At 70.5% G+C, this 12363-nt stretch carries 11 protein-coding genes; 1 reads left to right on the plus strand and 10 read right to left on the minus strand.

The window, feature by feature from the left end:
• Positions 1 to 525 (plus strand): UTRA domain-containing protein (locus JL475_RS24170; RefSeq protein ID WP_202280021.1); only part of this gene is annotated, 525 nt, incomplete at its 5' end.
• Between the two features lie 750 nt (positions 526 to 1275).
• Here the strand turns inward: JL475_RS24170 and JL475_RS41260 are convergent.
• The 10 genes from JL475_RS41260 to JL475_RS24225 form a co-directional block, all read right to left on the minus strand.
• Positions 1276 to 1410, minus strand: a complete 135-nt coding sequence (locus JL475_RS41260) for a hypothetical protein (protein WP_272932967.1) — start codon at positions 1408 to 1410, stop codon at positions 1276 to 1278.
• A 163-nt stretch (positions 1411 to 1573) separates the two neighbouring features.
• Positions 1574 to 1807, minus strand: a complete 234-nt coding sequence (locus JL475_RS24185; RefSeq protein ID WP_202280024.1) for a hypothetical protein — start codon at positions 1805 to 1807, stop codon at positions 1574 to 1576.
• Positions 1808 to 1813: 6 nt separating this feature from the next.
• Entirely contained in the window at positions 1814 to 2740 is a 927-nt protein-coding gene (locus JL475_RS24190; RefSeq protein WP_202280025.1) for an N-acetylmuramoyl-L-alanine amidase, read from the minus strand.
• A complete protein-coding gene (locus tag JL475_RS24195) occupies positions 2733 to 2984 on the minus strand; it encodes a hypothetical protein (RefSeq protein ID WP_202280026.1) in 252 nt (83 codons plus the stop codon). Before JL475_RS24195 ends, JL475_RS24190 begins: the two co-directional genes overlap by 8 nt.
• A 65-nt stretch (positions 2985 to 3049) precedes the next feature.
• On the minus strand, positions 3050 to 3853 hold the full coding sequence (locus tag JL475_RS24200; RefSeq protein ID WP_202280027.1) for a hypothetical protein: 804 nt from the start codon (positions 3851 to 3853) through the stop codon (positions 3050 to 3052).
• A gap of 13 nt (positions 3854 to 3866) precedes the next feature.
• A complete protein-coding gene (locus tag JL475_RS24205) occupies positions 3867 to 5378 on the minus strand; it encodes a glycosyl hydrolase family 28-related protein (RefSeq protein ID WP_202280028.1) in 1512 nt (503 codons plus the stop codon).
• Between the two features lies 1 nt (position 5379).
• A complete protein-coding gene (locus JL475_RS24210) occupies positions 5380 to 6315 on the minus strand; it encodes a hypothetical protein (RefSeq protein WP_202280029.1) in 936 nt (311 codons plus the stop codon).
• A gap of 4 nt (positions 6316 to 6319) precedes the next feature.
• Positions 6320 to 7492 carry a siphovirus ReqiPepy6 Gp37-like family protein gene (locus tag JL475_RS24215; RefSeq protein WP_202280030.1) on the minus strand — a complete coding sequence of 391 codons (1173 nt, stop codon included), beginning with the start codon at positions 7490 to 7492 and terminating at the stop codon, positions 6320 to 6322.
• Between the two features lie 11 nt (positions 7493 to 7503).
• Positions 7504 to 8487 (minus strand): phage tail protein, encoded by a 984-nt coding sequence (locus JL475_RS24220; RefSeq protein WP_202280031.1) that lies wholly within the window; start codon positions 8485 to 8487, stop codon positions 7504 to 7506.
• Entirely contained in the window at positions 8488 to 12348 is a 3861-nt protein-coding gene (locus tag JL475_RS24225; RefSeq protein WP_202280032.1) for a hypothetical protein, read from the minus strand.
• Positions 12349 to 12363: the final 15 nt, after the last annotated feature.

The raw sequence follows: 12363 nt of genomic DNA on the forward strand, positions 1-12363 counted from the left end.
AAGAGGTCCTGCTCGTCCGGACGGCTTCACCGATTCCGCTCCGCCGCCCTGACGATCAGTTCATGGACAGGCACTGAGTACCGACTCGATAAGCGGTTCGAGCGGGTCCAGGCGGACGCCAAACTTGCCGAACTGTTCGAGGACGAACCGGGCCTGCCGCTCCTTGCCCGACACTTCGTGTTCCACGCCGATGATGAACCCACCCAGATGAGCACGTCCTATGTCCGCTGGTCCGACGTCGCAGGGACACCGGTCGCCGACCCGATCCACGAGCCGTGGCCGGGCGGCACTCGAGCGCAGATGGCGAGCCTGGGTATCCGCGTCACCACCATCACCGAGTCGTTCACTGCGGGCATGCCGAGCGAGCATGAGGCGGCGACGCTCCGCATAGGCTCCGGCGTCCCGGTCCTGCGCTACACCCGCCGGCACATCGCAGATACGGGCCGCGTCGTTGAGGTCGCCCACCCGATCGTGCGCCGTGGCGACACCACCGTCGTCGACTTCCGTATCGAGTTGGACGACTGACCCAGGCACGATGAAGCGGCCCCCTCCCGCCTGAAGGCGGGAGGGGGCCACAGTGCTTCACGGCTCAGGGGTACTGCCGGCGCTGCGGATCGAGCGCCATGACGGCCGGGCTCGCCGGCGCGTTCGGGGTCTGGTCGTCGCTGGGCGGGGCCCCCGCGCGTCGGCAGATGAGGGCGGCCTCGTCCCAGCTCGGCTGCTGCAGGCTGTACCCGCTCGGGCATGACGGTCCGGCTGGCCCCCGCTCACCGGCCGGTCCCCGCGGCCCGGCCGGTCCCGGTTCACCTTGCGTCCCGGGCGGTCCGGGCGGTCCGGGAGGACCGGGTGGTCCGGACAGTCCGGGTGGCCCGGTCACTGTGGCGCCCGGCTCGCCTTGCGGCCCAGGCGGGCCCGGCGACGGCGTCATCGTCGGCGCGTCCTTGCCCGGTTCGCCCCGCGGACCGCGAGGGCCAGCCGGCCCCGGGACTGGCACGGGGATCTCAGCCCGTGCAGGCAGATCCTCCACAGCCGTGGTCGGGTCCGGCGCCACCGGCGTCCCGCCCTCCGCTTCCACCTGCGCCCGCAAAGCGCGCACGTCCCCCGCGAGAGTGGACACTGCCTCCCCTCGCCGATTCGCCTCCGCCTCGAGCTGGCTGGCGAGCCGGTCACGGTCGACCAGCAGCCACCCCACCGTGACGGCGCCACCGACGAACAGCAGCACGGCCATGCCCCACAGCAGGTAGCGCGCCCGGTACAGGGCGGTCTCGGCGCGCTTCACGGCTGCCCCCCGAGGGTCTGGACCAGCTGCCGCAGCCGCGCGCATTCCGCCTTCTCCGCCGCGAGCTCGGCGCGCACCGCCGCCAGCTCGGTCCTCAGCTCCTGCCGCTCTTCTTGGAGCTGGTCCGTCAAGCTGCTGAATCCCGTCACCGCGCTACCCTCCCGGGCTGCCCTGTTTGCGCCACGAGAGCCGTACATAGCGGCCGCCGCGGCCACCGGTCCCGCGATCAGTGCTGCGAGAGCCGTGACCATGGCGGCGTCCATGCCTTCTCCTCCGCGCACACATGAAGCAGACTCAGACGCCCCGGGCGACGCTCGCCGGGTCGGCGGGCGCCGGAAGCGTCGAGGCAGTGCCCTTCCGGCCCAGGTGCTTGGCCACCCACGACTTCGCTGCCGCTGCTACCAGCGCCACCGGAGCGGCCCACCACACCGGCAGGTCGCTTACTTCGACGACGACCAGGCCGAGCGCGGCCTCGGCGCCGGTCCAGCCCGTGCGTTCGGCCAGGTCCAGGAGGAACTTGCTGTTCATGAGTCGTCAGTCCTTCACGTCGAAGCCGTGCTTGCTGCCGAGGCGGCGCAGGCTGTCCTTGCCGGGGATGCCGTCGGCGGCGCCACCAGGAGCGGTGCTGGCGCCGGGGTACAGCTTCAGCTGCCACCGGGAGTAGGCGGCGACCGTGTCGCTGCCGAAGTGCCCGTCCAGGCGCTGCTTGCTGAGGAAGCCCGCGTCGACGAGGGCGGCCTCCACGATGCGCGTACCGCTGTACGTGACCGGCGTGCCCTTCATCTTCGGGTTGGTGCGGGCTGCCTTCACCAGCTCGGACAGGTCGACGACCGGACGCTTCGGCGCGGGCAGCTGGGGTGCCGGCGCCTTGGAGCCGCGCCGCTTGCCGATCCGGCTGCGCATGCTGGCCATGGTGAAGCCGCGCGGGTCCACCTTCCCGGGCTGCCACTCGAGGTGCCCGATCACCGACCGCTCGTCCCAGTTGTGCGCCCTGGTGATGGCGGCGCCCACCTTCTCGATGGCGAGCAGCTGCGCGGCGGGCCAGGGGTCGTCCCCGTCGCCGAGGTTCTCGCACTCGAAGCCGTAGAAGTGCCGATTCCCGTCGGTGTTGGCCTCGTTGTCCGGCGGCAGGTCGCGCTCGCCGATGACCGCCCGGAGGACGTCGTCGTCGCCCAGGCCCGCGTGGTTGGCGCGGCCGTAGCCGACGAGGTGGACACGGCCGTCCTTGGTGATGACGCCGTGGCAGAGCGGGCCGGGCAAGCCGCTGTAGCCCTTGCGGCAGATGTCCACCGTGCGGGCGGAGCCCTCGGTCACGGTGTGGTGGAACATCACCCCGTGGACCGGCCCCCACGGGCCCTTGTGGTTGCGGTGGTGGTCGCGCCAGTCGCCGACCTCGATGACGTCCAGGCCCTCGGCTTTGAGGGCGGCGAGGAACTGGGTGGCGGAGAGCGGGTCAGCCATGGAGTTTTCTCCCCTCGTCTGCAGCGGTGTCGTCCAGGGCGGCGAGCAGAACGCAACAGTCCTTTGCCTCGCGGACCTTGCGGATTGCTGCGGTCAGTTCGGGGTCGTCGGGGAGGATGCGTAGCATCTCGGCGACCAGGTCGTGGAACGGCTTGGAGACCGTCTGCAAACTGCGCGGGAGATGGTCATAGGCCAGACCACGCACTGCCTGAGCAGTGCTGGGATGGCGTCCTGTGGTGTCCATGGGACCTCCAGGAATGAGAAAGGCCCCGGGCCAGGAGAGGCGCGGGGCGTGCGGGTGGTGCGGGGTCAGTGGCTGTGGGGCACCTGCAGCAGACGCCAGATGGCTTCGTTGGGGACGCCGGTGTAGGCGCCGCCCGGGGAGCCGCACATGGTGTGCCAGGTGCCGAAGTTGTTGAGGTCGGTCTGGCCGATGTCGGCACTCGGGCCGAAGGCGTAGGTGCCGGCGCCGACGGCTGCGAGGCGCTTGCCTGCGGCGAGGACCAGGGGGGAGGTGCGGCCGATCCTGAAGAAGTCGGGGCCGGGGTAGGGGGCGTAGGCGGCGGCCGTCCCGGAGGACGTCTTGATCAGGGATGGGTCATTCACCCAGTTCGGGTCCGCGGTCACCATCGGCGAGCAGTACCGGGGGTAGCCGTAGCCGAAGGTTTTGCTGTCGGCGCGGTCGCGTACCCGCAGGTAGACGCCATCGCCCTCGGCCGATCCGCCGACGTTCGTGTTGCCCTCGATGGTCCAGATCCGGGTGGCGTCGTACCGGTAGACCAGGCCGGTGTGCTCGTGCCCGTTGGCGCCGAGCATCACCTGCGCGCCGATGGCCGGGTACCAGGACCACCGGCCCCAGCTCTGGTACGTGGTGATGGCCGTGGCGCAGGCCGGGGTCTGCGGCATGATGCTGACGTCCCCGGCCCGGTGCGCGAGCCAGAGCAGGAAGATCACACACCACGACTGCCCGTCGTAGGGCGCCATCCCCGGAGTCTCCTTGGCGTACCGGTTCAGGTTGGTCCAGGTGCTTCCGCTGCGGTCCTCCTGGTACTTGATGGCAGCCTCCTGCTGCCCGAGCTCGATCAGGGTCTGGGGCGCGATGGCTGCTGGCACGAGAGTCCTTTCGTCAGGACGGGTCGAGGATGCGCCAGCCGACCGTGCTGGTGTCACTGGCCGACGTGGACTTGATGACGAAGCTGGTGCTGGCCGTGCGGGCGTTGACGTAGGGAGTGCCGACCGTGCCGCCCGGGGTCTGGACCGTCAGCTGCACCACGCTGTTGGCGGCGATCGCCGTGGTGTTCACGGTGACGGTCCCGGCGGCCAGGACCGCGGTACCCATGCGGGCGGCGCCACCGCCACTGGGAACCACCGTCTTCCCGGCCAGGACCGTGGAGCCGTCGCCCGAGTCGACCCGGTTCACGGTTCCCGTCAGGGTGTTCGGCTTGGCCGCGGTCAGTCCGATCACCGTGGCGGTGGTGCCGGCGTCGGCGCGCAGGCACGTGGTCGCCGCGGTGGCGGGTGCCGTCTCGGTCACGCCGGTCAGGACGACGCCCTTGGCCGAGCCGGTGAGCCAGACGGACGTGCCGTCGGACTCCTGCGTGGTGAACCCGCTGGCCGTGGTGCCGGTGCCGCCGTACACGGTCAGGCCGGTGGTGCACTGCTCGGCTCCACACCCGGTCAGGGTGACGGCCGTGCAGCCGTCCAGCCGGTAGCCGACCGGGGACTGCTGCACGCCACAGCCGGCCAGGCTGGTGTAGGCCATGCCGTCCAGCCAGAATCCGCCGGTCACGCATCCCTCGGCCGTGCAGCCGACCAGCGAGGTGGAGGCGCCGCCGAGGACGGTGTCGGTCGGGGCCTGCAGGTGGAAGCCGGTGCCGCTGCAGGTGCGGACCCGCACGCGGTGCAGGACGCTGCCCGCCAGCTGGTGGCAGAACACCCCGTCCCCACCGAAGCTTTGGATGAGCAGGTCGCGCAGGGTGATGCCCGCGGTCGCCGGCGCGCTGAAGCGGGTGAACCGCACACCGGAGCCGAAGCCCCGGCCGGGTCCGGACAGTTGCAGGCCCTGCAGCGTGACGTCGCTGAGGTCGGTGCCGGTGATGCAGTCCAGGTTGGGGTTCGTCGACTGCAGGATCGACGCCCGCGCACCCGCGCCGATCGCGCTGACCCCGCTGGCCCAGGTGAGGGACCCGTTCAGGATGTAGCGGCCCGCCGGGACGTACAGCGTCCCGCCTCCGGCGGTGCTGGCGGCACCGATCGCGGCCTGCGCGGCGGCCGTGTCGTCGGTGACCCCGTCGCCCTGCGCCCCGAAGTCCTTGATGTTCAGCCAGTCCAGCACGGGCTTGGCCGTGCTGGTGGTGGGGACCTGGTGCGCTTCCATCCATACACGGGAGGATCCGCCGGCGTCCGCCCACATCCCGGTCACGCCGTCCGGGCCGAGGACGCGCGGCAGGCCACCGTACTCGGAGGCGTGCACCTCGGAGATGGCCGACCCGCCCGCATCCTGCAGGTCGGTGTACTGGACGCCGTCCACGGCTGCGTCCCAGAAGGTGACCACGGCCCCCGTAGCGACGGTCCACAGGCCATCGCTGGGCCGGACCACGAAATCGGCAATGCCCGCGCCGTACTGGTACCGGGCCATGTCACACCACCCAACTGACGCCGGACATCGGCATCACGTATTGGCCCGTTCGGACGCTCTCGTAGTTCTCCAGCCACACCTGTCCGGGCCTGTCAGTGTTGGCCGAGTACACGATCACCCGAGCCAGGGACGCGCCGGAGATGTACGCGAGGATGTGCAGGTCACGGGTGGGGTGCCGGTAGGCAGACGGGATCAGGACCGGCAGACGGGACATGGCGCTCCCGGCCAAGTTGCCCGATTTACGTTCGAACGAGCCGAGCCTCATATGTACGGTGCCGTTGCGTTTCTCCAGCACAGAGGCAGAGGCGTTGGTCCACGCCGATAGCTGCGAGTCGATCAGGACGGTCCCCGAATCCTCGTACACCACCAGCCAGGTCCTGCCGTCCCACAGGACCAGGCGGCCCGTGTCGGTCTCCCACGCCATCTCGCCGCGCTCAGGGTGCAAATTCTTGTGGTGTGACAGGCAAGGCCGGACCCTGGCGCCCACGTACAGCTCGCCACGGGTCACCGTCACTGCACCTGCCCCGCTGAGCACCGTCACCCCGGCCAGGAGAACCTCGTACATGCCGGTGTCCCCGGTGGTCCGTGCCAGGCTGGGGGGCCCCGCGCCGGGGGTGCCCTGCCTGACCACGGCCCGCACCGTCCAGTCGGACCGGTCCAGCCGCAGCACGATCCGGTCGACGCGGGTCTGCCCGCTGCTGTTCGGGGCGATGTCGAGGGTGACGCCGGTGCTGCCGGACGTCCAGCCATGCCCTCGCACGCTGGCGTGCACGTCGGCACGGACGTCCACGGTCAGGCCGATACCGGCCGTCACTACCTGAGTGTCAGTCGGGTCGCCGTACACGCCGTCATCGGAGAAGCGTGCCGCCAACAGCTCGTGCTGGACATCGGTCACCACCCGGTCATCGGCCGGGCTGGGCCATGAACTCTGCGCCATCCTGCTACCTCGCTTCCAGTCGTCCGAGCCGACGTGCCAGGTCTCGCACCGTGCGCACTGTCGCCGTCGTGGTGGTCTTGTCGCTGTTGCCGATCACGCTGGTGACCAGCTCGCCCTCGTCGGGGGTGGCCTCGAGCCGGATCGTCTGCACGATGTCGGCGATCTCCACCCCGGTCGGCAGCACCACCGTCACCCGGTCACCGAGGAAGAAGTCCCGGCCCGCGCGCAGGTCCTCGGTGTCCACCGTCACCGTCGACAGGGACGCCTGCGGGTTGTCCTCGCCGAGGGCGAGCGTCCCGGCCTGGGTCAGCTCCCCGTCGATGTCGCTCTCGGTGCCGGTCTTGTCGATGAGCTTCTCGACCCGGTACCAGTCCGCGGCCGCCCCCGAGGTGACCTCGCGGTAGACGCGGATGTTGGGCGGTGTCGCGGCGTCGTCCGGGTCGCCGCCGCCCTGCACCAGCTCGGACGTGGCGGTCGGTGCGCCCATCGTGTACCGGAGGGAGCGCAGGTTGCCGAGGCCTGCGGAGAACCGCGCGGTGCTGGTCAGGTCCCGCGGGGCGTACACCCCGAACCGGATCTCGTTGCCGATCTGCCGGGTGCGGAAGCCGAGCCCGTCGGTGGCGGCGACCTCGCGGCAGGCGTCCAGCAGCGGATCGAACCGCGTGGACAGGGACCGGTTGCTGCCGACGCCGGCGACGTCGTCGAGGACCAGGCGCTGAATGCGGCGGGCCGCCAGCGCGCCGGGCCCGCAGTTCTCCGACACCAACGTGCGGATGATCGTCTCGGCGTTCTGCGAGGTGAAGACCCGGTGCCGGTCGGTGACCGTGTCCTGAGCGGCGAACGCCTTGGTCGGCTCGGGGTAGGTGAGGTAGCCGGCCACCCGCGCCAGGTCGTCGCTGAAGCGGACCGTGACCGTGCCGCCGGCGTTCGACTCGAGGTCCCACACGTAGTCCTGCGGTTCCTCCATCGGGCCCGCGCACCACACGCCCTTGTCCCGCACGACGACCAGGCGGTGCCCGGGCTGCAGCAGCTCCATCACCTCGGGCCGAGCAGGCAGCGTCACCTGCCCGGACGCCGGACGGTTGTGATTCAGGTCGCAGGCGAGCCGGGTCCACCCGTCGAGCGGGTCACCGACCACAGTCAGATTCCGGTCGGTGACCAGCAGCTGCAGCGCCATGCTCACCTCCTTCACGCGGTGTCATACCGCGGGTGATAGGTGAGGTCGACGGCGCTGCCGGCGTCGGCGCCGTCGAGCTGGAACGTCACCGGCGTCTCGCCTGGAGGGATGCTCCACAGCACGGCGGCGGGCCAGTTGAGGCCGCTGACGAGGTTCTCGCCGGTGCCGGAGCGGACGCGGGGCGGGTCGGTGGAGATGGTGACGGTCTCCCCCTCGAGCAGCGGGCCGTGACCGGTGGCCGTCACGTCGAGGGTGAAGGCGTCGCCGGTGTCCTCCCGGGTGAACGTGATCGCGGTGGCGGGACCGGTGACCGTCCACGCCGGCCACACGTCGACATCGCCCGGGTTGACCACGCTGGTGGCACCCAGCACCTGCGACGAGGACACCGACGGGTACGGCGCGAGGTAGTCGACCTGCGCCCCGGTCTCCCGGTGCACGCTCTGCGGTACGACGTCCACCCAGTACGGGTCCTCGCACACCAGCGTGAGAACCGCGCTGTCCCAGGTGATCCCAGTCGCCGCCTGCCCACGCCCGTCCCACCCACTGTCGTAGACCACCTCGATACGGCGGGCCGTGCCGTCCGGCCGCGCCACCTCGAGCACGCCCGGAGAGACAGGCCGGCCATCCGGCCCGGGCCGCAGCGTCCGCAGGAACGCGCCGCCCACGTCCCGCCAGTTCCGGGTGAAGGCCATATGGTCGGTGCCCTTGACCAGCACCGGCCACACGATGGTGCGGGCCTGCGGCTGAACGTGCCGCACCCGCGTGCCGCCGCGCGGGTGCGGGTCCGAAGCCAGCAGGTACCGGGTCGCACCCAGCCCGGACACGCCCTCGGCGAGGGTGTACCAGTCGCCGTCCAGGTCGGTCATCGGCCACCGCTGTCCCGTGGGGTCGATGTACGTAATGCTGGCGTAGCCGATCTCCGGTATCTCGATCGGCGGCGGGACCTCACCCGGCGGCTGCTCCGGGGTGACGACCGGTGCTGTGATCAGGGGCATTTACCCAGGCCTCCCCACGCGCTGCCGTGCCTCTTCCTGCCGCTGCAGCAGCCGCAGATCCTCCACATCGATCACCGACTTACGCGGGTACACCTGGTACGTCACCGACGGCCGGTCGCCGCCCGCCACCGGCACCGCCTGCGCCGGCGCCGCCGGCAGTCCCGGCCGCGCCGGACGGCCTATCCGCAATTTGCCGTCGTTCAGGGCGTCCATGAACTTCGTGCCGTACTTGGCGACGGCCGCGGCCTTCACCATGTACTCGCCGTGCGAGCCCCAGAGCGGGATGCTGTCCGACATTGACGTGCCCGGCCCGACCAGCAGACCGCCCTGCGCCAGCGTAATCCCGCGCTCCTTCATCCCCTTCACGAAACTGGGGCCACCGGCGAGGCCCTTGATCTGCTTGGCGTAGCGGGGCGCCAGACTCACGAGCATCGGCCAGTTCACACCGGCCTTCACCACGTCCTCGACGGTCGCGCCCTTCCGGGACAGCGCGCCGAGCATCAGCATGGCCGCGTCGAGTTCCTCCGGGGTCAGCACCTTGCTGCTGGCCTTGACGGCGGCGCTGGCCTTCTTCGCCGCCGAGGGAGACTTGACCGCCGCGGCGGCGAGCGCCATCGCGTCGGCATCGCCCTGCCCCGCCAGCTGCATGGCCAGGTCTCCGTGCCCGCTGGCTGCGAGCCGCAGCAGGTTGTCCTGGAACTTCTTGCTTCCGGCGGTGGTGGCGTTGAGCTGCCGGGTGAAGTCGCCCAGAGTGGCGGCCGCCGTCGGTGCCAGCTTGCGCAGGTTCTTGACGATCTCCCCAAACTGCTTGTTGCTGGCCTTGGCCAGGCTCGCGACGAGGGCACGGCCCGACTCGCCCATGCCCCGCAGCGTCTCCTCGATGTCCGCCCCGGCCCGCTTCCCGATCTTGCTCAGGTTGCGCTCCCACGCCGCGGACTTCTTGACCGCCTCGTCCAAGTTCTTCGCGTAGCCGGTCAGGCTGAACCCGGAGGCCTTGGTCCCGGCCTTCAGACCGAGCGCCCGGTCCGCCTCGGCGACGTCCTTCCGGGCCTCGGCCACCGCCCGCCTGGTCGCCGCCGTGGACTTCTTGGCCTGGTCGCGCAGCGCCTCGTTGAGCTTGGCCCACGCGTCCTTCAGCCGCTGCACGTCCTTGTCGTACCAGGACGACACCGTCGACAAAGAGATCCGCGCCGTCGACGACTCCGTCGGCGCATACGTGAACCCGCCGCCGGCCGCGCCGCCGCCGGCGAACCGCTCGGCGTTGAGCGCGTCGAACAGCTCGAGCCCGTACCGGTCGACCGCAGATGCCCGGATGACGTACTCGCCGTTGGACAGCCACGCCGGGACACTGTCCGACATCGACGTGCCCGGGCCCCAGACCGGGCCGCCGAACGGAATGAGCTGTACCACGTCGCCGCCGTCGGCGTAGCGGCCGATCGGCCCGCCCTGCGCGCTTCTCAGCTGAGAGCCGTGCGAGCCGCTTCGCCGTGCGGCGCTGCCGTCACCCACCACCACATGCCGAGTGGTGACCGTGACCGTCTTGTCCTGGAGCCGGGACAGCTCGTACTCGGCCTGCTTGATCTTCCGCTGCAGATCGGAGATCTCCGCCCGGACCTTGGACTTGCGGGAGTCCGGCACGGACTTGAGTCGCTGCTTGGCATCCGCGAGCTTGGCCTGCAGGTCCTCCATGTTGCCCTTGAGCTTGGCCGTCTTGTCCGGTGTCTTGAGGATCTGGTCCGCCAGAGCCTTGGCCTCCGCTTTCGTGAGGCCCATCTGCATGGCGTTCTGGATGAGCTGCTGCCGGCCCCGCTCGTAGATCCCGTTGACCTCTTCCCACGACGCCCCCGACTCGCGGGCCGACGCCGTGGCCTCGTCCGTTTTCGATGCGAGGTCGTTCAGGGCCGTGGCCGCGGCGCGCTGCTTCTCCGAGTTGAGGACCAGCTGCCCGCCCTGCATGTCCAGGACGCCCGCGTTCTCAGCAGCCGCTTTGCTGGCCGCGTCGATCGCCGCCTCGAACCCAATCATCCCGGACAGGCCCTGGCGGTTGACGTCGTTCAGGGCCTGAATGCTCTGCCTCAGCCCGTCGGCCGAGGACTTCTGTGCGTCCAGCTTCCCTTGCACCTGCTGGGCCTGCTCACCAAACAGGCCCATCGACTGAGCGGCGAGCTCCTGCTCGAGTGCCTGTCCGGCCAACGCGTCGTTGTAGGCGGTGAGCTTGTCGCGCAACCCGTCGGTGCTGTAGCCCTGCTCCTCGAGCTTGGCGATGGTGTTGTCCAGCGCGGCCGCCGCCAGGTCCGCGTTCCCGGCAGAGACCAAGCTGGCCAGTGCCTCGTCGAACGCCGAGACGTCCTCCTTCGCCTGCTGCACTGGGGTGCTGTCCATGCCGAAGAACGACACGATGGACTGCTGGACCTGGTCGATGCCCTCCGGGTCGATGACCCGCTGGAACGCCAGCCCCAGGTCGGACAGGTCCGACCCGTACACGCGCAGCGCCTCACCGGACACCTTGCCCGAGCGGCCCAACTCAGTGAGCGAAGTGGTCAGGCTATCGACGTCGGGCTGAGGCTTGCGGCTGCTGGACGACAGCTGGTCCAGGGTGATGAGCAGCAGTCCGATCCCCGTGCCAGCCATCGCGACCTTGGCGGTGCGGGACAGCGTGCCGATCGCTGCGGTGGTGCCGGCGAGCGCACCAGGCGCACCGGCGGCCGCCGCGCGCATGGCGCCGATCTGCACGCCGAGGGCGGCAAGCGCCGCCTGGCCTGCGGCTGCCCCGGCCGCCGCGAGCTTGACGGCCTTGATGGCGATGGCCAGCTGCAGGATCGTGGCGATCGCGTCGGGCGGCACGGCCGACACGATCCCGGACAGGACGTTGACGACCTCGAGCATGCCGACGCCCACACCGGAGCCTGCCTCGAGCACGTTGAGCAGCGCGTCGGCGATGTTCTCCAGCGTGTCCCACACGACGGGGCCGGCCTGCTGGGCGTAGTCCCACCACTCGCTCAGGGCGCCGCCGTCGTACTGGCCCGATTCCAGCTTGGCCAGGAAGATCGTCAGGCGGTCGATGCCGTTGCGGAGGGTGTCGTTCGTGAACTTGGTGAACCTGCTGTTGAGCGCGTCGAACCCGGGCGTCGAGATGGCGCCGCCCACCAGCGTGATGAGCCGGTCGAACTGGCTGCTGGCGCCCTTGACCAGGCCCGTGGTCTGAGGCAGCAGAGCGTTGGCGACGGCGACGCCCTTGGTGAACGGCGCCATCACGTCACCAGCGAGGGAGTCGCTCCACTCTTGGTAGTTGTCCTTGAGGATGCCGACGGCGACCGCGGCCTCACGCGTCGGCTGCGGAAGCTTCTCCAGCTGACGCTGGTACGCCAGCTGCGCCTTGATGGCTTCCTGCGAGGTGGCGCCCGACTCGGCGACCGCCTCGTCCCACTTCTCCTGTGCCTCGAGGACCTCACCGATCGCGGAAACCTGCGGGCCCAGCGCGAGCGCGTAGGCGCCGGCCGCCACGCCGACCGCACCGAGCTGCCCGGCCAGCGCGGCCGCCGAGCTCGTCAGCCCCGCAGCCGCTGGGATCGCCGCCGGCAGGAGGCTGATCAGGTTGGCCTTGAGGGCGTCGCCGAGCTTGCCCGCCTCGTCCGACAGCGACGTCATACTCCGCTGGACGGTCCCCGTACGGTCGGCGACCAGGCGCTCCGCGTCAGCCACCGACAGGAAACGTCCCTGCAGGTCCCGCAGTTGGCCGTCGGAGTCCGCCGTGATACCGGCCAGCCGCAGCCGCAGCCGGTCCGCGCTGTCGGCGGTGCCGTTCAACACCCTCGACAATTCATCCCGGCCGGCCAGTGTGAAGGTCAGGCGCTCAGCCACGACTCACCCCCTCGA

The sequence above is a fragment of the Streptomyces sp. M2CJ-2 genome, from assembly GCF_016757295.1.
In the GTDB taxonomy this organism is placed as follows: Bacteria; Actinomycetota; Actinomycetes; order Streptomycetales; family Streptomycetaceae; genus Streptomyces.